Source organism: Jonesia quinghaiensis DSM 15701, assembly GCF_000423205.1.
In the GTDB taxonomy this organism is placed as follows: domain Bacteria; phylum Actinomycetota; class Actinomycetes; order Actinomycetales; family Cellulomonadaceae; genus Jonesia; species Jonesia quinghaiensis.
The window spans coordinates 390,121-415,378 of the sequence record NZ_AUHN01000004.1; the positions used below are offsets into that span (position 1 = coordinate 390,121).

Consider the following 25,258-nt stretch of genomic DNA (forward strand, 5'->3'; position numbering starts at 1 on the left):
CCGTGCCGTAGCCGGTGATGATTCGGTAGGGGCCAAGGTCGCATGTAGGCATATCATGGTGATATGACTCAGCAGTGGCCTGATCTTCGCGTTCTGGAGCTGCTCATCGCGATCAGCGAGCACGGAAGTTTGAGCGCTGGTGCCCGCGCCGTGGGCATGGCCCAACCTAATGCAAGCCGTGCGGTGGCAGGGCTGGAACGTGACCTTGGGGTGACACTGTTGGCCCGTCTCCCGCGCGGTTCACAACTCAGTGATGCCGGGTTTGCATTGGTGGGGCATGCTCGCCTTGTTGTGAGCGCCGCTCAAGCGCTTCTCGACGCCAGTGGTCACCTCGCGGTGGATCGCCCCGCACAGTTGCGGGTTGCGGCGAGTATGACGGTCGCTGAACATCTGCTCCCCGAGTGGTTGGTTGCGTTGCGCGACGTTGAACCACGGATCAGTGTGCGATTGACTGCGGTGAATTCCTCGGGTGTGTATGACGCCGTTGAGGCGGGGGAGTGTGACCTTGGTTTTGTGGAAACACCGCAACGCCGCACTGGCCTTCGTTCCGTCGTGGTGGCGCATGATCGCCTGGTGGTGGTTGCTCACCCCACACACCCGTGGGCTGACAAGGCACGGCGTGGTGGGAGCGTTTCAGCTGAGGAGTTGGCTGCCACTCCGCTGGTTGTGCGTGAGCGGGGCTCTGGCACCCGTAAAGCTTTTGATGAGGCGTTGCGGTCTTTCCATCCGGTGGCGCCTGCATTGGAGTTGGAATCCATTGCTGCTATCCGGTCAACGGTGCGGGCGGGCGGCGACCCGGCCGTGCTCAGTGAGTTAGCGGTGGCGTGGTCGCTCGCGCAAGGCGAGTTGGTGCGGGTTCCTGTTACTGGTGTGACGATGCGCCGGGAGATTCGGGCTGTGTGGCAGGGGCATCGGGCTCCTGGTGCGGCTGAGCGGCTGGTTGCTGTTGCCCAGCAAGCAGCCGCTCAACGGTCACCTCGTTCGCGGTGAAGCGCGTTGCGGATTAAACACTCCGGATTGAGCACCACCTTGATGCATTCGTGTCCCAGCACGTCACCTTGGTGCATGTGGGGGCCCATGATTTCGTACAGGTGTAGGTCAGAGCCGCAGATCGCGGTTGAGGTGACGCGGATGATTGCGTCGGTGGGTTCACGCAGTATTGGGTCCGGAGCATCGCTGTATTCAACGGGCGTTTTCCTTGCCAGGTGAGAGCTTTCATCGTTCCTCCTGTGCGGTGAACTCGGAGTTTCCACACTAGGCCGATGTGTCACACGCGGCATCTGGAAAGCGCCTGTGCTGCTTTCTTGCCGCGTTTTGGTAGGACTGGTTCAGTACCTCAGCAGTGTTTTAGTTGCTGTTTTCTTGCGCTAATCGATGCGCAAACGCGATGGCGGTGTCGTCTCGCGGTGTTCGTTTTCCACCGAGGAGGGTGTGGAGGTACATGCCATCGCCGATGAGTTGGATGACGCGCGCGATGGTTGGGTCTTCAATGTGCTGTTTGAGGCCGTTGAACCAGGCTTCATGGGAGGCGCGGAGGGCTCCTTCGACGCGTGGATCGTTGGACCCCGCGAGGCGTAGTACCGCCATGTAGAGGTCAGCGAATTGTTCACCGGAAACCAAGCTTCCATTGAGGTATCCGAGTACGGCGCCGTCTGTTGAGGCGAGAGTGGTTTCCACTTCGATGATATTGGCGGCGGTGAAGCGGGCGAGGAGTCCTTCGACGAGGTCGTCTTTGGATTTGAAGTGGTGGAGCAAGCCACCTTTGGAGATGTCTGCCCGCCGTGCGACTTCATCGAGTGTCGCGGCGGCGACTCCGTCGGTGAGGAGTACGTCGATGTAGGCGTCGAGGACGCGGTCGCGCCCTGACCCTCGTTTGTGTTTTGTGTCAGGTTGGTGGGCTTCCATCCTTTGACCTCCGGCGTGGTGGGCTCGCTCACAGACTCTTGATCTTACTGTCCTCCACAGTAGCATTGACTTATACCGTCCAGACGGTACAGTAACTTTTGTGGGTCCCGCTGGCCCGCCGTCACATCGCACGCACGCACGCACGCACGCACGCACGCACGCACGCGAACGCATCGTGCAGCACAACACCGAACAACCAATACACCGCACGACACGAGGGAAAGCGCATGAACACCCCCACTTTGGCCCCACCAAAGGCCACAACCCGCAACTGGTTTGGCCTAGCGGCACTGATGATTCCCGTACTGCTGGTCTCCATCGACAACACTGTGCTGTCCTTCGCGCTCCCCGAAATCTCCCGCACACTGCGCCCCACCGGAACCCAACTCCTGTGGATCGTTGACGTGTACCCGCTCGTCCTCGCCGGCCTTCTTGTGGCCATGGGGTCATTTGGTGACCGGGTTGGCCGCCGCAAACTCCTCCTCATCGGAGCAACCGGTTTCGCAGCCGTATCGCTCTACGCCGCGTTCTCCACCACCCCTGAACACCTCATCGCCGCCCGCGCACTCCAAGGGCTCTTCGGGGCAACCCTCATGCCCTCCACCCTCGCTCTGCTGCGTAACCTGTTCCTCGATGACCTGCAACGACGCCTCGCTATCGCGATTTGGGCGTCCGGGTTCTCTGCTGGGGCAGCACTCGGCCCCATCATGGGTGGTTGGCTCCTTGAGCACTACTGGTGGGGGTCAGTGTTCCTCATTAACGTTCCCGTGCTGCTCATCCTGCTGGCCGCTGCACCATTCCTCATCCCAGAATCCAAAGACCCAAACCCCGGCCGCCTCGACCTCCTCAGCGTCCTCGGTTCCATCAGCGCCATGTTCGCCGTGGTGTACGGCATCAAATCAATCGCCTCCGAGAAACCACTCCTCGGTGCCGCGTGCATGGTGGTTGGTGCCGGAATCGGTTGGTGGTTTGTGCGCAGACAGCTCCGCCTCGAATCGCCGATGCTCGACATGGCCCTGTTCCGCAACCGGCTATTCTCCGCATCCGTGCTAGCGAACCTCATGGCCGTTGTTGCCATGACCGGGATGCTGTTCTTCCTCTCCCAATACCTCCAACTTGTGCTGGGCCTGAACCCCATGCGCGCCGGAATGATGCTGCTACCGGGTCTGATCGGGACGATCTTGGCTGGGTTGACCGCTGTACGGCTTGCGGAACACTTCCCACTGCGTGTACTGATCCCGGCGGGGCTTGCCCTATCCGCCACCGGTTTTGTGGTCGCCACCCAACTGGGTGCAAACACATCTGTGGCGCTACTGATCACCGCGTTCACCCTTGTTGGTTTGGGTGTTGGGCTCGCCGAAACACTTACGAACGATGCGATCCTCGCGTCTGTCCCACCGAACAAAGCCGGGGCAGCATCGGGCATCTCCGAGACCGCATACGAGCTGGGTGCACTCTTGGGTACCGCCGTACTGGGGAGTATTCTCACCGCCGTGTACCGCACACAACTGGTGATACCTGGCGGCGTCAGCGACACCGATGCCGCAGTGGCACGCGAAACACTCGGCGGCGCCGTTGAGGTAGCGAACAACCTGCCCGCCCCAGTGGGGGAGCAACTCCTTGAACACGCCAAAGAGGCATTTGCGCTCGGCGCCGACGCAACCTCACTCGTTGGGGCGATCATTGCCGCGAGCGCTGCGATCTTCATGGCCGTGGTGTTGCGGAAGCGTCCCGTGGTCGCGCCTGTCGTTGAGCAACAAACCCGCTAACAACGTCAATGGCGAGAAACGCGATGAGCGTGTAGCCCACGAGGGGGAGGAACCAGCCAACCGCCAGTGCAAAACCTGCGGTGAGGGCGACTCCCCACCAGGGCGCGGTGCGTAGTGCACCGCGCCCTGGTGTTTTTCCTGGCTGGTAGCGCTTTGCTTGGCGGGGGCGGCGTTTCCACCACATGATGTAACCCATGATCACCATTGCTGTGATGCCGAGGGCTAGGGCGGCTAACGCGATGGCATTTGGGAGGCCGAAGAGGGTTCCCATATGCAGGTCTACGCCCCAGCGGGTGAGTTTAGCGGCGAGGGGAAACTCGCTGAAGTCGGTGCGGTCGGTGACGTTGAGGGTTGTTCCGTTGATGGCGACGGCGTCAACTTCCGTGGGGTAGCTGCGTTGGATTTCTTGGATGACCCAGGCGTTGGTGGCGTCGGTGGGGGGTTTGATTTCAACGAGTCCGGTGTTGATATTGATCTGTTGCCCAACGGCAAGAACGTCGTCAATCGCAGCGATATCTGGTGTTGCACCGTCGCCTGTGTTTGACGTACTTGAGGAATCTGCTGCTGTGGCGCCTGGTAGCGCCGTGTTGATGGAGGGCGTGGACCAGTTCAGGGTGGAGCGTAGTTCGCTGATGTTCGCACCGGCATACGTTGACCAGGTGATACCTGTGGTTGCGAGGAATAGTGCCCCAACCAGTACCCATATGCCTGTCGATGCGTGCCAGGTGAACCAGCGTCGGTACCCGGTTGTGTTGCGTTGGGGGATGAGCAGGGTGCGTGGTTGGCGGGTTTTTTTGATGCGAGTAACCCATAGCGCCGCGCCTGCGAGCGCGACGATTCCTAGCCATGAGGCGGCGAGTTCGCTGTAGAGTCTGCCTGGTTCTCCGAGGTGGAGGTTGCGGTGTAGTGAGCTGATCCAGGTTCGGATGGGTAGTGCGCCGCTGGTGCCGTAGGTGGTTGTGTCGGCGAGGATGTCGCCGGTGTAGGGGTTGATGAAGATGGTTCTGGATTCGCTGTCGCCGAGGGTGGGGTCGGTGAAGAGGATGCGGGTGCTTGTGGTGGGGTTTGGTGCGGGGCGGATGGCTTTGAGGGTGGCGTTGTTGTTGATGTGTTGTTGGGCGATGGTGGTTTGTTGGGCGAGGGGGAGTGGGGTGCCGGTGGGTTCTACGGTGAGGATGTCGGCGTAGATGATTTTTTCGGCTGGTGTGGCGAGTGCGTAGAGGGTTCCTGATAGTGCGGCGATGAGGATGAAGGGTCCGATGAGGATTCCGGCGTAGAAGTGGAGTCGTTGGAGGAGTGGTGTGAGCCAGGGTGTGGTGTTGGTGGGCACGGGTTTTTCCTGTTCTGGGGAGTTGTCTGGTGTGACTCTACACTTATTTCTACGTGTTGTAGAGTTAGTTTGGTGGTGTTCACCGCACCTACAATGAGAGAAACCACCACGCAAGGACTCAGATGAACCCGCAAAAAAACCGCGCACCAGGCGAACTTGAAGCGGCAGTCATGTCAATCCTGTGGGACAACGATGAACCGCTCAGCGCAAAAGACATCACCGCGCAATTGCCCGGCACACCCCCGGCACCAACCACCATCCTGACTGTCCTTGACCGCCTGACCACTAAAGGCGACGTGGTGCGCACCGGGTCCCCGCGCCGTGCCCGGTTCACCGCAGCCACAAGCATCGAAAATCATGCCAGCACGCTGATGACCACTACCTTGCGCAATACACCAAACCCCCACAGCACCCTGCTGCACTTTGCGCAACAACTCAACGACGAAGACCTCACCATCCTGCGTAAAGCCCTCAACGCTGAACCCACCAGTGACTGACACCGTCGTCAGCTACTGGTGCCCAGCCCTGTTCGCTGGTATTGCGGTGACCGTATGGGGGCCCTATGCAATCCGGATTAACCGATGGGCCGTCATGCACCCCCGCACCACCATGACCCTGTGGTTCGCGATCATCACCTTGGGTATCAGCCTGACGGTGTCAGCAGTTTCCACGTGCACACTGATAGCCACAGGCATCATCTCCTCAACGACAACACTGCACAACATCGCGGCAACCATTGTTGCGTGGTCAACGTGTTTAGCCTGCGGGGCGATCCTGGCGCACACTCACTCTCACGCCTCACCGTTGATGCAGCACCGCCTCGCCGCACTTACCTGCACGGCGCCCTCCACAGCATCAGAGGCGCAACAACCTGCCGCGCACATTGCCATCACCGGGCACCTGACCGTCAGTAGGTCGCTGCGTGAACTACTCACGCCAGAGCAAATAGATGCTGTTGTTGCCCACGAAAAAGCGCACATGGTGCAACGCCACCACAGCATCGTGCTCCTGGCAGCTGCCTACTCACACTTACTGTTCAGCAAAGGCGCCGGACCATACGTTCACCGGGGCACACGGATCCTTGTTGAATTAGCAGCCGACGACGCAGCCGCACGTGAGCACCACGCAACTCACCTGGCCGCAGCACTGACACAAGTCGCCTCCGCAACCAACAACCAAGCCTGCGAACTGCGCGCCGCACGCCTGCGCCCGTGACGCAAACCGCCGCCACAACGGCACATACGTACCAGACTTTGTTACCACCGTGAAACGGAATCTAACCAACCGGTAACCGTAAAACACCAGGCCCGAAACGTGTATGCAGGACTGTATACAACTATGGATACACCGACACCGGCCGATGCGCAGCACGGCTCAACCGCCGTGACAACGCTGAAAAAACCAGCCGCCGTGTCACGCCGTCAACAGGTCTACCACCAACTCCGCAGCGACCTCATGAGCGGAGTGTTCTCGCCCTACACCCGGCTCACCGAAGAACGGGTCGCACAACGCTACGAGGTGTCCCGCACCCCCGTGCGAGAAGCCCTCGCCCGCCTCCTCGCCGACGGACTCATCGAAAAACGCGACGGCAGCCTCTTCATGCACATGCCCAGCTTCGCGGAACTCACCAACCTCTACGAACTACGCATCACCCTGGAACAACAAGGCATCGTTCGCGCAATATCAGACCCAACAATCCACCACGACCGGGCACGCCTCGAAACAGAACTGTCACGCTGGGTGGACCTTGACGCATCGGGCAGAGAACCCAGCGCGTCCTTCGTGGCAGAAGACGAACTGTTCCACCGCACCCTGCTCGACGCCGCAGGAAACCCCTCTATCACCGCAACCTTGGACCAAGTAAACGCCCGCATCCGAGCAGTGCGCATGTACGACTACCTCACCGAAGACCGCCTCGACGCCACAATCAGCGAACACATGGGGATCCTCGACCTCGTCCTCAGTGGGAAACTACCCGCCGCCCTCGAGGCGCTCCGCGAACACGTTGGAGTGTCCAAAGACGTCGTCATGGAACGCGCCGCACGCGCACTTGCCATGGCCCAACTCACCGCCCAACAGGAAGGTTCACACTGATGACCACCCTCACCACCATCCCCCACACACACCAATGGGGCAGTGAAGGCGCAGCAACACAACGAGTCGAACAATTCCTCACCACAGTCATCGACAACGACCTCATCAGCCAACACCCCACCATCTGGTTGCACATGAAGTCCACTGAAGAACTCCTCGCCGCCGCCCACGGCGTTGAAGAACGCCTCCGCGCCGGAGAAAACCTCCCCCTCGCAGGGACGATCTTCGGCGTCAAAGACAACATTGACGTCGCCGGACTCCCCACCACCGCCGGACACCCAGACGTACACCGCATCGCCCACACCAGCGCCTCCGTTGTCACCCGACTAGAAAACGCCGGTGCCATCGTCGTCGGAAAAACAAACCTCGACCAATTCGCCACCGGCCTCACCGGGGCCCGCAGCGGATTTGGGCCCGTTCGCTCCGCCGTGTTCCCCGACCGCATCAGCGGAGGATCATCCTCCGGTTCAGCAGCGGCAGTCGGCCACGCAATGGTTGACTTCGCCCTCGGCACAGACACCGCCGGTTCCGGGCGAATCCCCGCAGCGTTCAACAACATCGTTGGTATCAAACCAACCCTTGGCCTTGTAGCCAAAGATCACGTCATCCCCGCATGCGTGTCCTTCGACGCCGTCACCGTTCTTGCCCCCACACTCACCACCGCCACACAAGTGCTCAGCCACATGATCGGCACCAACCTCAACGACCCAACCGGGCGCACCTGGCCCACCACCACCCGCCTCACAGCACCGAAAAACCCCCACATTGCGGTGCCCGACGACGCAACCCTGGGCGCCCTCAGCCCCGAAACCCGCGCACTATTCACTAACGCCACCAACCACCTGCGCAACACCGGGGCAACCATCACCAGCATCGACCTCTCAGAGTTCCTCACCGTAGCGAAAATGCTCTACGAATCAGCGCTCGTTGCAGAACGAGCCGCCGCATTCCACCACCACATTGCACACCGCCCACAAGGAACCGTGAACGTTGTCGCCGACATCGCTGACCGTGGAGCACAATTCAGCGCCATCGAATACCTCCACGCACAAGATGACCTCACCGCCGCAAAAGCTCGCCTCACCGCGCGACTCGCAAGCATCGATGCCCTGCTCATCCCCACCGCACCACGGCACCCCACCCTCGAAGAAACCCTCAACAACCCAGCCGCCGTCAACACCGAAATGGGCACCTTCACAAACTTCATGAACCTGCTCGACCTCGCCGGAGTAGCAGTCCCCTGGGGAACCACCCATGAAGGCGCATTCGGCGTCACCGTGGTCACCAAACCCTTCGACGACCAAGTGGGCATCGACATAGCAGCCCAACTCACCGGGGACACACCACCCACCCTCACCCAACCCGCCACACGCATCGTCGTCTTCGGAGCACACCGCACCGGGCAACCACTCCACCACCAACTCACCAACCTCGGAGCCCGCTACCACGGAACCGTCACCACCTCCGCCGGATACCGCATGCTCGCGCTACCCGCCCACAACGGCCTCCCCGCACGCCCCGCCATCATCCCAGCCACAGACGGCACAAACATCACCGGCGAAGAATGGCTCATCACCCCCACAGCCCTGGGAACCCTCGCCACCCAGATAGCCGCGCCCCTCGCCCTTGGCCACATCACCCTCAACACAGGTCGCAGTGTCTTAGGGTTCACCGCCGCCGGCACACCAACCGGCCTCGACATCACACACCACAAAGACTGGGTCGCCTACCTCACCAGCAACAACAACACACTGGCCGTCTGACCGTCTAACCACCACACGTCTAACGACCAAACAACCACTGGCCGCAAGCCGGTTGACCACCACACACCAAAAAAACCACCCCCACCTCGCTCAAGGAGAAACCCGTGAACACTCCCCGCCTCGCAATCACCGCCACCGCCATCCTCACCAGCATGATCGCCCTCACCGCCTGCTCACCCGACGGTCAAGCAAACGAAACAGGAGCTGGCGATGTCGTACGCATCGGGACCCTCAAAGGCCAACCACACTTGATGCACCCCTACTTTTACGAAGACGTAGACTCCGACACCACCTACGAAATCGTCACCTTTGACACCTCACCCGACATCAAAAACGCCGTCGTATCCGGCGCAATCGACGCCGGAATCGCCGGCCTCCCCTCCGCCATCGCAGGAGCCGCAGCCGGACAAGACGTTGTCGTCGTCGCAAGCGCAGCAGACGGCGGATCAGGGATTGTCGGGCGCGACGGGCTCACCGACATCAACGACCTCGCCGGACTCAAAGTGGGGTACTCCAAAGGCTCCTCACAAGAAATCCTGCTCCGCCTCACCCTCGCCGCCGCTGGACTCGACGCAGAAACAGACGTTGAACTGGTCAACCTACCCTTCGCCGACATGGCCAGCGCCCTTCAAGCCGGGCGCATTGACGCCTTCTCCAGCGCAGAAACCGGGCCTGCAACCGCCCTCCAAGCAGGAGCCACCAACGTCGCTTCCCCCTACGAAACCCCCATCGGTGCAGTAAACATCGCCCTCTACGTGGCGGGGGACACCATCACAGAGGACCCAGAGTTCGTCCAAGAACTCGTCAACACCCACGCCAACGCAACCGAGCTCATGGACTCTGACCACGACGAATGGATCACCCGCCTCGTTGACACCTTCGGAGTAGACGAAGCAGTCGCCCGCCAAGCCTCAGAAAACGTGTGGCTGCGCTGGGACATCGACGAGGACTACACCACCAAAGTCACCGCACTCACCTCAGAAATGCTCACCCACGCCCAAATCGACACCGAACCACAAGTGAGCGACTTCGTTAACACCACCTTCGTCTCCGCTGTCACCGTGAACTGAGGCCCACATGACAACCTCCACCACAAAAAGCCCAAGCACACACCCACCAAGCACCCACACAGCAGCGCCCGCCGCCGATGCAACAACAGCGAAGACGGCAGAAGGAACAGCAGCAGCGAAAAATGCATCACCAAGCAAAAGTTCACAACGACACACAATCTTGCGCAAAAAAACTGGGGCGATAGCACTAGCACTCCCCGTTCCCCTCGTGTTCCTCGCCCTGTGGCAACTAGGAGTCCAACAAGCCTGGTCACTACCACTAGGCATCCAAATGGGGTTCCTCCCCACCCCCGTTGAAGTAGCACGGCGCATCGCAGACTTCGCCGTCGGCGGGATCGTCAACGACGCATTCAGCGGGACACTCCTGATCCACCTGTGGGCAAGCACCCAACGAGTCCTCGCTGGATTCGCCATCGCAGCAGCACTTGCCATACCCCTCGGTGTCCTCATGGGGCGCTCACGCATCCTCAACGACATGCTTGAACCAGGGCTGAACCTCCTCCGCCCCATCCCCGTCACCGCCTGGGTACCCCTAGCAATGCTCATCATCGGCTACGGGGACATGTCCACCATCTTCCTCGTCGTCCTCGCCGCGTTCTTCCCCATCCTCATCAACACCGTCGCCGGGGTGCAACAAGTACCAGTACGGCTCCTCGAAGCCGCCGCGATGCTCGGCACACCACAAGTGCAAACCCTGTACAAAGTGGTCATCCCCGCAGCATCCCGGTCCATTGTCGCCGGAATGAGAGTTGCCCTCGGGCTGGCCTGGGTGATCCTCGTCGTTGGGGAAACAGTGGGTATCTCCACCGGCCTCGGCGCAACCATCACCCAAGCACGCGACATGTCAAAAACAGACCTCATCGTCGCTGGGATGGTCATCATCGGAATAGCCGGATTCCTCGCAGACCGGCTCCTCGTGGGACTCATCAAAGTCCTCACCAAAGGCCGCCCAACCCTCACCTAACCCGCGGCACTGCCCTCCCCAGGCGTGGTAGACACGCACCCACCCCACAACGGCACCAGGAAAGTAGGACACATGCCACGCATCGGCCGCCCCCGCCCAGCTATCCCCGCAGCCATCCGCATCAACGACCTCTCCAAACGCTACGGTGGCCCCGACGGCGTCCTGGCCATGGACGGAGTCACCCTCGACATCCCCGCCGGTGACTTCGTGTGCGTTGTCGGGGCAAGCGGATGCGGCAAATCCACACTCCTGCGCATCCTCGCTGGATTTGAAGACGCCACCAGCGGCACCCTCACCGTCGCAGAAGAACCAGTCACTGGACCCAGCCCAGAACGAGGCGTCGTCTTCCAAGACTATGGACTGTTCCCCTGGCTCACCGTCGCAGAAAACGTCGCCTACGGACCACGCCAATCACGGCTCCAACGCGACGAAGTGAAACGCCGAACCACACAAAACATCGCCGCAGTTGGACTAGAACGATTCGCCAACCGCTACCCCTCAGAACTCTCCGGCGGAATGCAACAACGCGTCGCTATCGCCCGCGTCCTCGCCAACCAACCCAGCGTGCTCCTCATGGACGAACCCTTCGGCGCACTTGACGCACTGACCCGCTCAACCCTGCAAACCGAACTGGCACGCATCCACCGCGACACCGGAACAACGGTCGTGTTCGTTACCCACTCCATCGAAGAAGCCGTGTACCTCTCCAACCGGGTAGTGGTCATGCAAGGCGGAGCATCCCACGGAATACCAGGGCACATAGCCGAAGTGGTTGACGTACCCCTGGGAGAAAACCGGTCCGTCACATCACCAGAATTCAACGAAATCAAACGGCACATCAGCTCGCTGGTCCACGCAGAACTCACCACAACCGCCACTGAATAACCCACCACGCTTGCGTGGTTGGACCGTGCTGGAACGGGCGGACCGGGCTGGACCGGGCGGACCGTGCTGGACCGGGCGGACCGTGCTGGACCGGGCGCATGCCCCCTCACACACCGCTGAGATCGCCTCCCACCCCCTCATGCCGAGATCCTAGATCTCGGCATGAGATCCTTGCCCTGAACAAGGATGTCGCACCGAAATCTAGGATCTCGGTGCGACAGGCGGGTGGGGACAGGCGCGCAGGTGGGTGGGGTGCGACAGGCAGGGGCAGCGCGCTTCAGCGCTGCCGGACGCGAGAAGTTTAGTAGCCGATGTACCGGTCTGGCCGGTGGTTAAGCACAATGACGAGGTTTAGTAGCCCAGCCCCGCAAATGGACAACAGCACCATGAGCGGCGCGACGCTGACAAAGGAGATCGCCACCACGCAGGCATCGAACATCAACTGCGTGTACCCAGCTTTGAAGCCGGTTTTGTCTTGAATAACCAGCCCCGTGATTGAGACCCCACCCAAGCTCGCATTGTGGCGGAACAGCATGAGCATGCCTAGCCCGGCGAGAAGATTACCGGTGAGCGCACCAAACACAGGGTTGATGCTTTCCAACGTGATGACGCTGCCCATCAGGTGAGTCATTGCCGCTATTCCCAGTACAGCAAGCAGGGTGCGTACGGTGAATTGTCGCCCCTTTTGCCACCACGCAATAATGAAAAACGGGATGTTTAACACCACAATTAAAATGGTGACGGACACCCCAGTCCAGTACTCCATTGCCAGCGACAGACCCGCAATACCCCCCGTTACTGCTCCCGTTGAACGCAGGAGAAACAGCGCAAACCCGGTGACAAAAATCCCGGCCACTATCCCAAAGATGTCCTCCACAGCGGTGTGGGCGACGTTCGCTGGTCGCTGAGGTGGCACAGGCTGTGCTGCCTTATTTGCGAAAGGCTGTGCTGCCTTATCCGCGAATACGGGTGGAATGTGTTGCGCGGGCGCGTCTGGGGTAGTTGTCATGCGGGATCCTTGACTCACTTGTGGCGTGTTCCGCGGGCGATGACGTAGGGGTGGCGTCGTAGTCAGCGGTGGATGTCATGATGGTGCAGGTTGTTCGGTCTCACCATAAATCATGCCCGTTTCATGGTGGGTTGCGTTGTGTTAACGCCGTGTAGCCGGGGTTGAGCTGAGCGAGTTGTCAGGTCGGATGTTCACGCCTGTGAGGGGCGGTTTTCGTTGATTTTCTGCGGTATTTCCCGGCACGATGCGGCGGGTAGGTTTTAGCACACAAGCCCAGTTGGCGACACGGTTGGTCCCGCAGTGTGGTCCCACACTGCGTTTTACCGACACAACCTCGCCGCGCGAGGCGCGCACATGCGCTTGTCGCGCATCGGAAACTGCCAACCAACACTCCGCCAGATGTGACCTGTTACTGACGTTTCTCCCGCTTATTCGCGCCCACGCATCGGCAGCCATAGACTGTGCACAACCCCAGCTTTCACCGCAGGCACACTGGTTCACCCCAGCGATTTACGCCTGCGCGCTGCACCTGGGCGTGCGCCCCTCACGCCCAGTGACCCTCGCTGAAGGAAAGCTGCGGAAATGTCTGTCATCGAAGACCAACGCTCCGTGCGCCGCCTGCATCACGACGCCGGTGAACGCCCCATGATCACCATCTGGGAGGCAACCCGGGCTTGTGCCCTGGTCTGCCAACACTGCCGCGCGGATGCCCAACACCACCGGAACCCCCGAGAATTAACCACCGAGCAAGGCAAAGCGCTTCTTGATGACATCGCCGGGTTCGGTAAACCATTCCCCATTGTCGTTATGACAGGCGGGGACCCATTTGAGCGCCCTGACCTGGAAGAACTTGTCACCTATGGGCACAACAAAGGCCTGCACATGGCGTTGTCGCCGTCAGTGACACCGCGCATGACTCCGGAGCGGCTTCGCGCCCTGCGTGCGGCAGGGGCATCGGCAATGTCGTTGTCTCTTGACGGCTGCCACCCCGAAACCCACGACTCATTCCGGGGTGTGCCCGGTGTTTTTGATAAAACTCTCCAAGCGGCACGGTGGGTGCGCGACGCCGGGTTCCGTCTACAAATCAACTCCACGGTCACCCGCGCGACCGTGCACGAACTGCCTCAACTCCTTGAGCTCATGGTGGACCTCAACGCATCCCTGTGGAGCGTGTTTTTCCTCGTCCCGACCGGGCGCGGGCAAGCACTGCAAGCCCTGACACCTGAAGAAGTCGAAGATGTTTTGCACTGGTTGCACGACGTGTCAGACATTATCGCGGTGAAAACCACCGAAGCACCGCACTACCGCCGCGTCGTTATCCAACGCACCCAAAACCCGGCCGCAGGTCAAAGCGAACGCGGGGAACTGTACCGTGAACTGACCGCCGCCGTGGCGCCGTTGCGTGAGGCGCGCATCGGCGCTGGTGCTTTACGCAGACCCCGCCCACCGATCGAGATCAACTCTGGGCGCGGGTTTGCGTTCATTGACCATGTTGGCGACGTTTACCCGTCAGGGTTCCTGCCCCACAAGTGCGGCAACGTGAAAGAGCAGTCGTTCCGGGAGATTTACCGGACCTCCCCGTTGCTTGCGTCGTTGCGCGACCCTGACGGTTTTCATGGCAAGTGCGGGCGCTGCGAATTCCATGACCTGTGCGGGGGTTCGCGGTCCCACGCTTTCGCCGTGACCGGTGACCTGCTGGCGTCAGACCCAACGTGCGTGTACCAACCCGGCGACGCTCCGGTCGCTAGGGAGTAAGCACCAGCCCTGCCACTAAACCGGCCAGTGTCGGGGGTGTGTGGTGTGATGGCATCATGCCTTTCGCTGATGAACTGTTGGGCCGGGAAGCCGCCGCAACTCTGGTTGATGTCCTCGCTACTGTTGCGCCTGAACGGGACCTTGCCGCAGTGCGGGCTGCCGCCGATGCGCTCGACGGGTTGGCGTTGCGTGAACGCTCTGACCTGCTGCGCGATGCGCTGCTCACGACTTTCCCAGACAGTTACCGCGACCTGGCAACGGTTGCTCGTGCAGCCCACGCCCACACGGATGCGTTCGCGGGGTGGCTGATATGGCCGGTGACGTCGGCGGTTGCGGTGCGGGCGGTGGATGACGGCTCGCCCCAAGTGTTTGATGATGCGATGGATGTTCTTGCTGTCCTCACGGGCCGTTTGACGTCGGAATTCGCTATCAGGACGCTCCTGTTGCGTGACTGGGAGCGCGCGATGGGCATCGTGCAGGGTTGGGTGTCATCCCAGGATCATCATGTTCGGCGGCTTGCTAGCGAGGGTACCCGCCCTTTCTTGCCGTGGGGTGTTCGGGTTCCGCAACTCATGGTGCAACCAGAGGCGACGCTACCTGTGCTGGATGCCCTGTACCGCGATGAGAGCGACTACGTGCGCACATCTGTAGCGAACCACCTCAATGACCTCAGCCGCAACAACCCTGACCTTGTGGTTTCCACGGTTCGGCGCTGGTTGGCGGACCCCGCACCGACGACCGATGCGGTAGTGCGGCGTGCGTTGCGCACGCTCGTGAAGCGCGGCGACCCTGCGGCGCTGGACGTTTTGGGGTTTTCAACGTCCGCGACCATAGAGATTAGTGGGCCTGTTGTGGGGGCCGCACACGTCGCCATTGGGGAGAGTTTGCCGTTCGCAGGGCACGTGAAAAATATTGGCACTGAGCCTGCGAACGTTCTTGTTGATTACGTGGTTTACCACCACAAAGCTAACGGTACCCAGACCTCAAAGACCTTTAAACTCACCAGCCGAACACTGGCACCTGGTGAGGTACTACAACTGTCCCGGTCCCATTCGTTGAAACTCATCACAACCCGCCGGTACCACCCAGGGCCACACGCCATCGCTCTTCAAGTCAACGGGGTAGCGACAGAACCTGTTCCGTTTATGCTGCTCCCGGCAGGGGAGACAACTTTGTAAACGGTTGGGTCAGCGCCCAACAAGGTGAACGGGAACACCAAACCCGTTGCTTTGGGTCAGGAGTTCGTCTACGGCGTCAAGCTCAGCGTCAGTTGCGTAAGAAACTTGAATGAGTCCCACCTCTTGGGGGCTCATGCACGGGGTACCAACAGCCACCCGGATGCCCTGACCTTGCGCTTCAATGGTTTCCGCGAACTCCGCATGTGTCAGTAGAGCGGTTTTTACCGTCTCTACTGGGGGTAGTTCGTTGCATGGCGGGTGCGTAAAGGTTCGGGTGGCGAATGCACCATTTATGAGAGTCAGCGCAAGGACAGAAACAGCAATGACCGCAGCGGCGGTAATGATCAAAATGATCGCTGTGGGATCCGATGCACGGTTAGTGGCTCGTGGAGTCATAACAGGCGAACCCTTTCACACAATGACGCGGGCGGAACGTGCGCTTCACCCGAATGTTTCTGATACCGAACGGACTGCTGACTTATCTGACTCTATGGATTTTCACAGACAGCGACATCAACCCTCAGGTGGATAATTACTATCCACAGGATGATTTCACTCAGGGGTTTCCCTGACCCTCAGACCTCATCTCGTTGCTCAGCCAACGCAACAATGCGGTTCTGCATCCCTGAGAAAACCAATCCATGGAACGGATACACAGCCCACCAGTACAAACGCCCAGACAACCCGCGTGGGAAAAACACTGCCCGCTGGGAGTACCGCGACCCGTCACCGTGGGGCTCGCATCGCATCTCTAACCAGGCGTACCCAGGCACCTTCATTTCGGCGCGTAACCGCAGCAACCTGCCCTCATCGAGGGCTTCAACGCGCCAAAAATCGATAGCGTCTCCCACCCCCACCGTGGAACTACTACGCCGCCCCCGCGCCAAGCCAACGCCACCCACCAGTTTGTCGATCCACCCACGGATCGCCCACAAAACAGGTGTGGAATACCAACCGTTTTCGCCACCAATCCCAATGACCACACGCCACAACGCGTCCACCGGTGCACTGGAATCCTTCACTCGCTCGTCGGTGTAGGCGGTGCGCCCAGCCCACTCAGGGTCGCTGGGTAACGGATCAGACGGCGCTTGCGCAATATTCGCATCGCGCCAACTTGTTTCCACCTGATCAAGGTCCATGCGCCCCAGCGCGAATTGCACCGATTCCCGGTACGGCATGAGACCCTCCGCGGGCAGCGGAATCACCTCGTCAATGTCATGGTTTTGCATGACACAGTCATGTTGCAACGACTCCACCAGAGGGCGGGCAATCTGCCGTGGCACTGGGGTGACCAAGTTGACCCAGTGCGATGCGAGGCGCGGAGTGAGCACAGGCAACGCCGCGATACGGCGGCGCGGCAGCCCAGCTTCCGCCGCGTAACCGTTCATCATCTCCGAATACCGCAGCACATCGGGCCCACCAATGTCATACGCCCGGTTCACCGTGCCAGGGATGCGCGCCGCCCCCAACAGGTAATACAGGACATCCCGCACAGCAATGGGCTGAATACGATTCAACACCCACCGCGGGGCAGGCATCACGGGGAGAACCTCCGTGAGGTGGCGGACCATCTCAAACGACGCGGACCCTGACCCAATTACCACACCTGCTTGCAACACAACTGTTGGCACGTGTGACGCCAATAGAATGTCACCAACTTCCTGGCGCGAAGCCAGGTGGCGGGACAAGTCGTGCGCATCGGGGTGTAGACCACCGAGATACACGATGCGCGATACCCCCGCTGCAGCCGCCGACCGTCCCAGCACATGCGCAATCGCCCGGTCGCGTTGCGCAAAGTCTGTGCCACCCGACATGGAGTGCACCAAATGGTAAATCACATCAACATCACGGGTCGCCATATTCATGGCGTGGGTATCTGAAGCGTCCCCCTCCATCACATCCAAATTCGGATGCGCACCCCACGTAAACGTTTGAATACGGTCCGGGGTGCGGGCCAGGACCCGCACCAAGTAGCCCGCGTTCAATAAACGCGGCACTAAACGCCCACCCAAGTAACCAGTGGCACCCAGCACCAACACGCGTGGCGGTGTCCCATCTTCATGGGGTTGTGCGCGCAACTCTGGCTCTTCCCCCGTGGGGGCAGTCAGGTCAACTGGTGGGTGAACTGGATCATCGTTAGGGGTTGTGAGGTCATCGTGCGCTTCGGCGTCGTTGGGGGCGTTGGCGGGCTGGTTCATGGTGCTCCTCAAAGGTGCGGTACGCCTCAGGGCAGCGTCTGATGCCAACTTAAGGACAACCCGGCTAGTGCGCCACTGGAAAACAGGGCATGTGATTAATGCGAAGGTCACCGGCGCCCGCGTAGGGTCGCGATGCGGGCTGCCACCAGCGAATCACAACCGACTAAAACTGTTACTTCATGCCCACCTTAGTAACACTTTTGGCCAGAAGTGTTACTAAGGCGGTGCGATATGCCCGCTTATGCACCTTTCAAAGCCACCCCCAGGACTAGAGCGGCTCTCAATCACACAGCGGCCGGCTCGGATACCCGCCCATCAACAATGGTGATGACGTCGTCAAAAACGTTGCGGTGAACAAGATCGTGCGTGACCAACAAGGTGGCAGTGTTGCGTTCACGGGTGAGGCGGGCAATGAGCCCCATGACTTCCGCCCCGCTTTCTTGGTCGAGAGCACTGGTGGGCTCATCAACGAGAAGTACTTCAGGTTCATGAATAAGCGCCCGGGCAATAGAGACGCGTTGGCGTTGCCCCCCTGAGAGTTGATGTGGGCGTTTATTGGCGTGGGCGGAGAGACCCACAGCGTCGAGCAGTTCGTTGACTCGCGCATCGATCTTTGCTCGTTTGGTGCGGCCGGTGCCACCACCGAGCCGCCCCATGATTTGTAGTTGTTCCCGTGCGGTTAAGGCCGGTATCAGATTCGACTGTTGAAACACGATGCCGATGCGTTCGCGCCTCAGCGCAGTTGCGTCTTTCTTTGACAGTTGTGCGGCGTCAATCGTGTCAGTTCCGTTGCCGATGAGTATTCCGCCCGCATCGGGGCGGATCAGGGTCGCTGCCACAGCAAGGATGCTCGACTTTCCCGAGCCGGATGGGCCAGTGATACCGGTGACCGTTCCGTTCTCGCCGTGGATGGTGACGTTGTTGACCGCGGTAATGCGGTGCTCTCCGTCGGGGAAAGTCAGGGTGATGTTTTGTAGTGTGATCATCGGTTGCTCCCGAGTGCAGTGAGTGGGTCGGCGTGGGTGACGGAACGTAATGCGAACACTGCGCCCATGAGGCCCAGCACAACCATGACGGCCGCAGGGGCGAGTGTCGTCAGTGGGCTAACAACGAACGGCAATGCTTGGCCGGCGAGAGCCCCCAGCCCGAGGACCGCAACGAGCCCAACAGCGATTCCAAAAACAAGCACGATCAGTGCTTGCCCAAGCGAGTCGCGCATGAGCGCCCCGTTTGTGCTTCCAAGGGCTTTCAGTACGGCGATATCACCGGCCCTTTGCATGGTCCACACGGTGAAAAACGCTCCGACAACAAGAGCGGAAATACCAAACAGCATCGCGATCATGAGTGCTAGCGAACCAATCTCGGACTGGAATGCTTCGAGAGCGGTGAGGCTGGACAGCGTTGTTTGTGCGATGGTGCCGGTTTGGGCACTGATTGCCTCGTAGTCGGCTGGTCCGCTCACGGCAAGCACGGTCGGGTCACCGGAGCCACCAACGCGAATGCTGGATTCGCTCCAGGCTTGTGAGGTCATGGTGATGACGGGGGTATGGCTGTACCAGAGGTCATCCCCGATTGCGTGCACGGTGAAGGTTGTGCCGGTGATGGCGATGCTGTCACCAACTTGGACGTTGAGGTCCTCCGCAGCACCTTGGGACAGGCCAACCTCGTCATCGTTTTCGGGTGTGAGTTCAAACAGGGTGTTTGACGCAGCGACCTGCGCACCCTGTGGCAACCCAAATAGTGCAACCCCCGCGGGCTCGTCAACGCCACTGACGGTGGCGCGGGACTGGATGATTCCAATAGGGGTGACAGACTCTATCCCCTGCGCTTGTTCCCATGCTTGCACAACATTTTTATCAAGTGTGGACGTTGAAAAGCTGGGGGTGCTGTTCTCTGATTGTTGGAGAACTAAACGGTCTCCCGGTAGTTGGAGAACTGAGGAGATATTTTGATATGCCAATCCGCCGGTTAATCCCGCTAAGAAACCAACAAGTAGCGTTATCAGGGCAACCACACCCCCGATGAGCACAAACCGACCCCGGGCGAACCGTAACTCTCTCCACGCGATAAACACTCTGGCACCTTTCCGCTTACACGCTCTGCGCAAGCTACCCTCCAACTGTCCGGCTGCAGAGGCATGCGGGGCATCGCCTATTGCATGGGATGTGGAGTCAACAATTCGGTTGATGCCATGACCCGTGGGATCGCATAGGCTTGATGTGCCATGTCACATTCGACCCTCACGCCGGTTTTTACCGGTCTTCGCATCGGCTTGAATGCCCTCATTATTGGGTTGACGGCCTTCGCTGTTGCGCGCTCCTTCATTGTGGGTTCACAGCTTTCAGAGTGGACACTGGCCGTTGGCCTCGCTTTTATGGGGGTTTATTACGCTGGTGCGTGGATTGCAAGAAACCGACCCCCTGTCACCGCAGGTCAGGGCACACCCGCACCCGCACCCGCACCCGCACCCGCACCCGCAGGTGAGGGTGCCAGCCGGGTCAGGCATCGTCATATTTTGTGGTGGTTAACTGCACTCACACTGCTGTGGGGACTCTTTGTGCTCCTCACCCCGGATGGCGCTTACCTCGTTTTTCCGCTGTTCTTCTTGTACCTTCATGTGCTGTCTGGCTCCGCTGGCGGTGTGGCCGTTGTTGTCACCACTGCCGGTGCAATTCTCGCGCTTGGGTTACATCATGGCTTCAGTGTCGGCGGTGTGATTGGCCCAATTATTGGTGCCGGTGTCGCTTTGTTGATTGGTTTGGCCTACCGTGCGCTCAAGCAGGAAGCCCAAGAGCGGGAACGGTTACTCACTGAACTCCTGAGAACGCGCGAGCAGCTTGCTGAGACTGAGCGAGAACAAGGTGCGTTGGCAGAGCGGGCCCGGCTAGCCCGCGATATTCATGACACTGTTGCGCAAGGGCTCTCATCAATCCAAATGTTGTTGCGCGCCGCCGAACGTGACACACCTGAACCAGGCGCCAGTTACCTGGTTTTAGCCCGTGAAACTGCAGCCGACAGTTTGGCTGAAACACGGCAAATAATCCGTGAATTAACCCCAGCACGCCTCGATAACGGGTTGTCGGCAGCGTTGCGCAGGCTTGGTGAGGATCAGTCGCGGCGTTCTTCGGTGCCCATTGATGTCAACGTTGAGGATCTTGACTTGCCCATGGGCATTCAAACTGCCCTGCTGCGCATTGCCCAAGGCGCGTTGTCTAACGCTGTTCGTCACGCCGATGCTTCACGCATCGTGGTTGAGCTTGCGGGCAGTGACGATTCAGTACGTTTGGTTGTCCGCGATGATGGGTGCGGATTTGATGTGTCTGCGGCCAGTGCTGACTCTCATCACGGTGACTCGTTTGGTGTCACAGCGATGCGTGAACGGGTTGAGCAACTTGATGGCACACTCACTATCACCTCTTCCGGCGATCAAGGGACAACCGTCACCGCGTGGCTTCCAGTCAGGCAAAACTTAGGGGACCAGTCATGATCCGAGTTGTGATTGCCGATGACCACCCGGTTGTTCGCACCGGGTTACGGGCGATGCTGGCTAGCGACCCTGATCTCATGATTGTTGGTGAAGCCGCAACACCCGATGAGGCGGTCGCGCTTGCGACAGAATTATCACCGGACATTGTGCTCATGGATTTACAGTTCGGCACTGACCAAACAGGCGCCGATGCGACCCGTCGTATTCGCGCTTTGGCCAGCCCACCGGCCGTCCTGGTTCTCACGAACTACGACACGGACAACGACATCTTGAGTGCGGTGGAAGCCGGAGCGAACGGGTACCTGCTCAAAGACGCCCCACCCGAGGAACTCACCGCCGCGATTCGTGCAGCTGCAGCGGGCGAAACTGCGCTCGCCCCCGCCATTGCGGGGCGTCTACTCACCCGGTTGCGTTCCCCTCAACCCAGCCTCAGCGCCCGCGAAATCGAAGTGTTACAACGTGTCGCTGACGGCGAATCGAACAGTGAGATCGCTGCTTCGCTGTACATCAGTGACGCCACAGTGAAATCCCACTTGGTGCATATTTACACCAAGCTTGGGGTGTCATCACGAACAGCCGCGGTCGCTGCCGCGCGTGAGGCTGGCATCTTGCGGTAGAACTGGTGGCTTCCCGTACCGTTGACGTGCTTTGGTGACTCCACCTATCGGGTTACCCGTGCACTTCGAGCTTGACGACCTAAGCCATCTCCCGCTGAGGTTCGCCCACTGGTGGAAGCGTTCGCAGGCGGGTTACTGCACCCTTTGCTGCCCTGTTGTGTCAACCTGCGCGCCTGGTCGGCTCAGACTGCGGTGAAGCACCTCGCGCTCTCGGGAGAAGGAGCCCTATTTCGGGGACCGCCGTAAAATCAAAGTAGACATCGACGTTTATTCTGGCCGTAGTCGTAATGAAGCATTGTCGTCCCAGTGTTACCGGAGGAGAGAGGTCCCAATGGTTAACGAACTCACTTTAGGCACTCGCCGTGTGGGGGATTTTATCGATTTCGACCCAGACACCCCCGAGGTCAAAGTTTCACTCGAACATTCTGATCGCGGAATCAGTATCACCATTCCTTGGTCAAGTGACGATAATCCTTACGCTTCCTGGTTCCTTCGCGATAGCGGTATTAACCGCAATTCGCCTCGCCTAGAGGGTCCTACCGTCCCAAAGAAGGTGCTTTTTCACGATTCGTATGGCTCCGTACTCCTCATCGGTTGCTACGCGCGTGGTTTCCATAGCAATATGTTTGGCCCCGGGAGCGGTACATTGTGGGCGCGAGCCGCAATTATGGGGGTCAGCGAGGAAGCGGACTTTGAAAACCCCCATGGACTCCAAACTGACGTCTCCGGGCTTAGAAGTTGGCTAGGCATTTCCTCCTGGAAAAGGATAATTGAGTACGAGTCGCAAGAGAGACGAATTTCGATAGAATCGGTCAATCAACCGGACATCGAAGTCGGCGAACATTATGATGTCCGGCTAACTCTGAAATTTGGTTACGAAGTCCGTCACGAGAATGATGGTGATCGACGGGTCCTCAGCGATTTCGCACGGTGCGTCACTCGTAGCTCAACACCCAAGTCCTGGGCTGCCCATTTGAAACTTCATCGTGCTATTCGTGATCTATTAGTTCTATCCCGCTGGCATGAAGAGTCCTGTTATGAGTTCTCTGCGCTGCGTCTCGACGATCCTTTGCGTACTTTGGATGAAAAGGCTCACGGTGAACAGTGGCGTGGCGTTGTCATCCCCGGATCAGAAACACAGAGCGCACCCAAAGGGCACCGGCCGCATCTGTTCGAGTACAACGAATTAAAAAGTTTGGGACTGCTCCGTTGGATTGCACTGCGTGATGAATTCGCACGTGCTCTTGATCCAGTTATCAGCAGCATAGGACTAAAAAGCTCAACAGCCAACACACTTCTCGCACATACCGGACCAGGCCTCGAAGCGCTTGGCTATCTACTGATGCTGCGTGATGGGGTTCCGAAGAAGCAAGCCAATGAAGCTCCACTCAAAAAGCGGTTCGAACGAATTCTCGAAGATTTGGGTGATTTACTTCCACTTGACGGCCAGGCGTGGGTGGATTCGACCTGCGCAACATATAACGGACTCAAGCACGCCAACCGTAGAGAGCCGGATCCAGTCGACGTCCTGAATACATGGCGGGAGTGCGTACTCATCACTAGGGCGTGGGTCGCTACCGAGCTTGGCGTGCCACACGAGAAGATCAAAGAACGCCTGTCCAACGATCCGCAAAGACATGCATACGTGAAAGTCGAGTAGACCAGCGCTCCCGCAGCGCCAACCAGGCACTTCGAACATCCCCCCTTGGTGGTGTCAGGTTGAGCTGAGTCACGACACACTAGATATCCAATTGCAGATGTCCACAGTGACCTACCTGTATGCCATGTTCGTTGCTGCCAGCACACTGTCACCCAGAGCTTCCTCGACCACCCCACCGCCCGCAGCCATAAGCTTGACTTGAATAAGCGGCTGGCGGACCAAGCCCTCACCAACGGCATCGAAATCAGCGAAGGCGAAAGGGTGACGATCCGACTCGCTGAGACCTCCGCTGTTCTCACACCAGACCCCACATCAACCGATGTCAGGAGTTCTAGTAAGTCTTCAATTGTGGAGCTAAGGGGAATCGAACCCCTGACCTTTTCATTGCGAACGAAACGCTCTACCAACTGAGCTATAGCCCCACTGCTACCGGCAACTTGCCGAGCAGCGCATCTACAGTTCTACCGGTGCCCAGTTCACCCGCGCTGGGACCTTGGGCCCAATGAACACCAGGACCCGCAGTACCGCTTCCACCAAACCGGACCCTGCCCGGGAAGGTTTTCCCTGACCCAGCATCTCGGGCCGGAATTCTGAAACTGGGCTGGAAACGGCTCCAATAACGCTGCACCACTTCAGTACAGTGCCAACGCGATCCTTATCTACCTAGCTCAGCGCCTTGAAGCTGGCGGCTGGGAGAGCAATCCCAGTAATGATTTTCAGAGCTGTGTAGTTCATAAAACCGCTCTGAGGCTATTGCGGCTTCGTTGGGCTCATCCGTATCTCTAGCGCCAGGTGGCTGTGGTACCCGAAAACCAGTCTTTCAAAGGGCGGCTACTTCGATGGACTCTCGTGTAGCCATATTGCTCGGTCTAAGTCTCGAGGCTCCACCTTCAGCTCCGCGGCCGCGAGCTGCAACAGTTTTCGTGTAAGTTCGGGAGTTATTTTTTTGTCATCACCAAGAACTCGAGCGAAGTACCGCTGCACCATGACGTCTGGCTTTGTCTCGGTGGTGATTCCTGCATTCATGATCAGGTACGACCATGCGAGCGGCCCGAATCCTTTGACCGAGAGCCATGCTGCCTTTACGGAGGCATTTTCACTGTTCACGGCATTTCTGAGCTGCTCTGTGTTGGTCACTGGAGAATCCAGGTTTGCGAGCCGGGAAAGACCCTCGTAAATTCCTTCAGGTCGCAGACGCTTGGTGCCCGGGAGTTTACTTTCGTTGCGCAGAACGTCACGGGCGAAACTTGCGGGGCCACCTGCGCTATCAATAGCGTTCATCAGGTCTAGACCACTATCGGTGTCTGCCGTTGGGCGAATCGCTCGGTACCGAGCGAGCATCCCTTTCGCTGCAGCCGAGCTACCGCGCAGAGAGTAGGCGGAGTTCAAGGCGCAAAGCGCAAGAGAGTCGCGAAACTCTACCGGGCCACCCCAACCGGAAGGATCGCCAAGATCCTCAGAGATGGCTTTTACAAGGAGATCCAATTCACTCATGAACAGATAGTACCTAGCACCCCATACCGCAGCCTCGCTACGCGCGGGGAAACCGCATCGGCCCCGGCTTTCACCCGACC

The 25,258-nt window shown here is 59.4% G+C and carries 22 protein-coding genes, 1 tRNA gene and 1 pseudogene; 14 read left to right on the top strand and 10 right to left on the bottom strand.

What is annotated here, in order from left to right:
- Window positions 1-63: 63 nt before the first annotated feature.
- Window positions 64-990, top strand: coding sequence for a LysR substrate-binding domain-containing protein (locus tag G538_RS0101930; RefSeq protein WP_029067983.1), 927 nt, complete (start codon window positions 64-66; stop codon window positions 988-990).
- Here G538_RS0101930 and G538_RS17635 read toward each other — a convergent pair.
- Both G538_RS17635 and G538_RS14610 read right to left on the bottom strand, forming a co-directional pair.
- Window positions 969-1,219: pseudogene (locus tag G538_RS17635) on the bottom strand (alcohol dehydrogenase catalytic domain-containing protein); the annotation flags it as partial. The gene G538_RS0101930 and the pseudogene G538_RS17635 sit on opposite strands and share 22 nt — an antisense overlap.
- Window positions 1,220-1,347: 128 nt before the next feature.
- Entirely contained in the window at window positions 1,348-1,905 is a 558-nt protein-coding gene (locus tag G538_RS14610; RefSeq protein WP_051196464.1) for a TetR/AcrR family transcriptional regulator, read from the bottom strand.
- 227 nt (window positions 1,906-2,132) lie between these two features.
- Between G538_RS14610 and G538_RS14615 the strand changes: the two genes are divergently transcribed.
- Window positions 2,133-3,674 carry an MFS transporter gene (locus G538_RS14615; RefSeq protein WP_051196527.1) on the top strand — a complete coding sequence of 514 codons (1,542 nt, stop codon included), beginning with the start codon at window positions 2,133-2,135 and terminating at the stop codon, window positions 3,672-3,674.
- Here the strand turns inward: G538_RS14615 and G538_RS14620 are convergent.
- Window positions 3,610-5,004, bottom strand: a complete 1,395-nt coding sequence (locus G538_RS14620) for a PepSY-associated TM helix domain-containing protein (RefSeq protein ID WP_035832765.1) — start codon at window positions 5,002-5,004, stop codon at window positions 3,610-3,612. The two genes, G538_RS14615 and G538_RS14620, sit on opposite strands and share 65 nt — an antisense overlap.
- Before the next feature lie 122 nt (window positions 5,005-5,126).
- Here G538_RS14620 and G538_RS0101950 point away from each other — a divergent pair, with 122 nt between their 5' ends.
- The 7 genes from G538_RS0101950 to G538_RS0101980 all read left to right on the top strand — a co-directional run bounded on the left by G538_RS0101950 (window position 5,127) and on the right by G538_RS0101980 (window position 11,780).
- On the top strand, window positions 5,127-5,501 hold the full coding sequence (locus G538_RS0101950; protein ID WP_029067984.1) for a BlaI/MecI/CopY family transcriptional regulator: 375 nt from the start codon (window positions 5,127-5,129) through the stop codon (window positions 5,499-5,501).
- Window positions 5,494-6,219, top strand: a complete 726-nt coding sequence (locus G538_RS0101955; protein ID WP_029067985.1) for a M48 family metalloprotease — start codon at window positions 5,494-5,496, stop codon at window positions 6,217-6,219. The genes G538_RS0101950 and G538_RS0101955 overlap by 8 nt, the downstream gene beginning before the upstream one ends.
- 123 nt (window positions 6,220-6,342) lie before the next feature.
- Window positions 6,343-7,098 carry a GntR family transcriptional regulator gene (locus G538_RS0101960; RefSeq protein WP_051196465.1) on the top strand — a complete coding sequence of 252 codons (756 nt, stop codon included), beginning with the start codon at window positions 6,343-6,345 and terminating at the stop codon, window positions 7,096-7,098.
- Window positions 7,098-8,861, top strand: a complete 1,764-nt coding sequence (gene atzF / locus G538_RS0101965; RefSeq protein ID WP_051196466.1) for an allophanate hydrolase — start codon at window positions 7,098-7,100, stop codon at window positions 8,859-8,861. Before G538_RS0101960 ends, atzF begins: the two co-directional genes overlap by 1 nt.
- 104 nt (window positions 8,862-8,965) lie before the next feature.
- Window positions 8,966-9,931 carry an ABC transporter substrate-binding protein gene (locus G538_RS0101970; protein ID WP_029067988.1) on the top strand — a complete coding sequence of 322 codons (966 nt, stop codon included), beginning with the start codon at window positions 8,966-8,968 and terminating at the stop codon, window positions 9,929-9,931.
- Window positions 9,932-9,938: 7 nt separating this feature from the next.
- Window positions 9,939-10,895, top strand: coding sequence for an ABC transporter permease (locus tag G538_RS0101975; protein ID WP_084617964.1), 957 nt, complete (start codon window positions 9,939-9,941; stop codon window positions 10,893-10,895).
- A gap of 72 nt (window positions 10,896-10,967) precedes the next feature.
- Window positions 10,968-11,780, top strand: a complete 813-nt coding sequence (locus G538_RS0101980; protein WP_051196467.1) for an ABC transporter ATP-binding protein — start codon at window positions 10,968-10,970, stop codon at window positions 11,778-11,780.
- A gap of 301 nt (window positions 11,781-12,081) precedes the next feature.
- Here the strand turns inward: G538_RS0101980 and G538_RS0101985 are convergent, their stop codons facing one another.
- Complete coding sequence (locus tag G538_RS0101985) at window positions 12,082-12,789, bottom strand: YitT family protein (protein ID WP_084617966.1); 708 nt, start codon at window positions 12,787-12,789, stop codon at window positions 12,082-12,084.
- Between the two features lie 582 nt (window positions 12,790-13,371).
- Between G538_RS0101985 and G538_RS0101990 the strand changes: the two genes are divergently transcribed.
- Window positions 13,372-14,544, top strand: coding sequence for a TIGR04053 family radical SAM/SPASM domain-containing protein (locus tag G538_RS0101990; RefSeq protein ID WP_029067992.1), 1,173 nt, complete (start codon window positions 13,372-13,374; stop codon window positions 14,542-14,544).
- A 56-nt stretch (window positions 14,545-14,600) separates the two neighbouring features.
- Window positions 14,601-15,722: a DNA alkylation repair protein gene (locus tag G538_RS0101995; protein WP_029067993.1), complete on the top strand. Its 1,122-nt coding sequence runs from the start codon at window positions 14,601-14,603 to the stop codon at window positions 15,720-15,722.
- Between the two features lie 9 nt (window positions 15,723-15,731).
- Here G538_RS0101995 and G538_RS0102000 read toward each other — a convergent pair whose 3' ends face one another.
- The 4 genes from G538_RS0102000 to G538_RS0102015 all read right to left on the bottom strand — a co-directional run bounded on the left by G538_RS0102000 (window position 15,732) and on the right by G538_RS0102015 (window position 19,994).
- Window positions 15,732-16,118: a hypothetical protein gene (locus G538_RS0102000; RefSeq protein WP_051196468.1), complete on the bottom strand. Its 387-nt coding sequence runs from the start codon at window positions 16,116-16,118 to the stop codon at window positions 15,732-15,734.
- A 179-nt stretch (window positions 16,119-16,297) separates the two neighbouring features.
- On the bottom strand, window positions 16,298-17,920 hold the full coding sequence (locus tag G538_RS0102005; protein WP_084617968.1) for an SDR family oxidoreductase: 1,623 nt from the start codon (window positions 17,918-17,920) through the stop codon (window positions 16,298-16,300).
- A gap of 284 nt (window positions 17,921-18,204) precedes the next feature.
- Window positions 18,205-18,906 (bottom strand): ABC transporter ATP-binding protein, encoded by a 702-nt coding sequence (locus G538_RS0102010; RefSeq protein ID WP_029067996.1) that lies wholly within the window; start codon window positions 18,904-18,906, stop codon window positions 18,205-18,207.
- The gene (locus tag G538_RS0102015; RefSeq protein ID WP_029067997.1) at window positions 18,903-19,994 is read right to left on the bottom strand and encodes an ABC transporter permease; all 1,092 of its coding nucleotides are present in this window, start codon (window positions 19,992-19,994) and stop codon (window positions 18,903-18,905) included. Before G538_RS0102015 ends, G538_RS0102010 begins: the two co-directional genes overlap by 4 nt.
- A gap of 150 nt (window positions 19,995-20,144) precedes the next feature.
- Between G538_RS0102015 and G538_RS0102020 the strand changes: the two genes are divergently transcribed.
- The 3 genes from G538_RS0102020 to G538_RS0102030 all read left to right on the top strand — a co-directional run bounded on the left by G538_RS0102020 (window position 20,145) and on the right by G538_RS0102030 (window position 23,684).
- Window positions 20,145-21,407, top strand: coding sequence for a sensor histidine kinase (locus tag G538_RS0102020; protein ID WP_029067998.1), 1,263 nt, complete (start codon window positions 20,145-20,147; stop codon window positions 21,405-21,407).
- Complete coding sequence (locus G538_RS0102025) at window positions 21,404-22,024, top strand: response regulator (protein WP_029067999.1); 621 nt, start codon at window positions 21,404-21,406, stop codon at window positions 22,022-22,024. The genes G538_RS0102020 and G538_RS0102025 overlap by 4 nt, the downstream gene beginning before the upstream one ends.
- A 331-nt stretch (window positions 22,025-22,355) precedes the next feature.
- On the top strand, window positions 22,356-23,684 hold the full coding sequence (locus G538_RS0102030) for an ApeA N-terminal domain 1-containing protein (RefSeq protein ID WP_029068000.1): 1,329 nt from the start codon (window positions 22,356-22,358) through the stop codon (window positions 23,682-23,684).
- 349 nt (window positions 23,685-24,033) lie between these two features.
- Here the strand turns inward: G538_RS0102030 and G538_RS0102035 are convergent.
- Window positions 24,034-24,106: transfer RNA gene (locus G538_RS0102035), tRNA-Ala, on the bottom strand.
- Window positions 24,107-24,515: 409 nt separating this feature from the next.
- On the bottom strand, window positions 24,516-25,178 hold the full coding sequence (locus G538_RS0102040; RefSeq protein WP_029068001.1) for a hypothetical protein: 663 nt from the start codon (window positions 25,176-25,178) through the stop codon (window positions 24,516-24,518).
- Between the last annotated feature and the right edge of the window lie 80 nt (window positions 25,179-25,258).

Excerpts from the sequence above, each read along its gene's own strand:
- G538_RS0101930 (WP_029067983.1), top strand. The coding sequence starts at position 64 with ATGACTCAGCAGTGGCCTGATCTTCGCGTTCTGGAGCTGCTCATCGCG.
- G538_RS14610 (WP_051196464.1), bottom strand. The coding sequence starts at position 1,905 with ATGGAAGCCCACCAACCTGACACAAAACACAAACGAGGGTCAGGGCGC.
- G538_RS14615 (WP_051196527.1), top strand. The coding sequence starts at position 2,133 with ATGAACACCCCCACTTTGGCCCCACCAAAGGCCACAACCCGCAACTGG.
- G538_RS0101950 (WP_029067984.1), top strand. The coding sequence starts at position 5,127 with ATGAACCCGCAAAAAAACCGCGCACCAGGCGAACTTGAAGCGGCAGTC.
- G538_RS0101960 (WP_051196465.1), top strand. The coding sequence starts at position 6,343 with ATGGATACACCGACACCGGCCGATGCGCAGCACGGCTCAACCGCCGTG.
- atzF (WP_051196466.1), top strand. The coding sequence starts at position 7,098 with ATGACCACCCTCACCACCATCCCCCACACACACCAATGGGGCAGTGAA.
- G538_RS0101975 (WP_084617964.1), top strand. The coding sequence starts at position 9,939 with ATGACAACCTCCACCACAAAAAGCCCAAGCACACACCCACCAAGCACC.
- G538_RS0101980 (WP_051196467.1), top strand. The coding sequence starts at position 10,968 with ATGCCACGCATCGGCCGCCCCCGCCCAGCTATCCCCGCAGCCATCCGC.
- G538_RS0101985 (WP_084617966.1), bottom strand. The coding sequence starts at position 12,789 with ATGACAACTACCCCAGACGCGCCCGCGCAACACATTCCACCCGTATTC.
- G538_RS0101990 (WP_029067992.1), top strand. The coding sequence starts at position 13,372 with ATGTCTGTCATCGAAGACCAACGCTCCGTGCGCCGCCTGCATCACGAC.
- G538_RS0101995 (WP_029067993.1), top strand. The coding sequence starts at position 14,601 with ATGCCTTTCGCTGATGAACTGTTGGGCCGGGAAGCCGCCGCAACTCTG.
- G538_RS0102000 (WP_051196468.1), bottom strand. The coding sequence starts at position 16,118 with ATGACTCCACGAGCCACTAACCGTGCATCGGATCCCACAGCGATCATT.
- G538_RS0102005 (WP_084617968.1), bottom strand. The coding sequence starts at position 17,920 with ATGAACCAGCCCGCCAACGCCCCCAACGACGCCGAAGCGCACGATGAC.
- G538_RS0102010 (WP_029067996.1), bottom strand. The coding sequence starts at position 18,906 with ATGATCACACTACAAAACATCACCCTGACTTTCCCCGACGGAGAGCAC.
- G538_RS0102020 (WP_029067998.1), top strand. The coding sequence starts at position 20,145 with ATGTCACATTCGACCCTCACGCCGGTTTTTACCGGTCTTCGCATCGGC.
- G538_RS0102025 (WP_029067999.1), top strand. The coding sequence starts at position 21,404 with ATGATCCGAGTTGTGATTGCCGATGACCACCCGGTTGTTCGCACCGGG.
- G538_RS0102030 (WP_029068000.1), top strand. The coding sequence starts at position 22,356 with ATGGTTAACGAACTCACTTTAGGCACTCGCCGTGTGGGGGATTTTATC.
- G538_RS0102040 (WP_029068001.1), bottom strand. The coding sequence starts at position 25,178 with ATGAGTGAATTGGATCTCCTTGTAAAAGCCATCTCTGAGGATCTTGGC.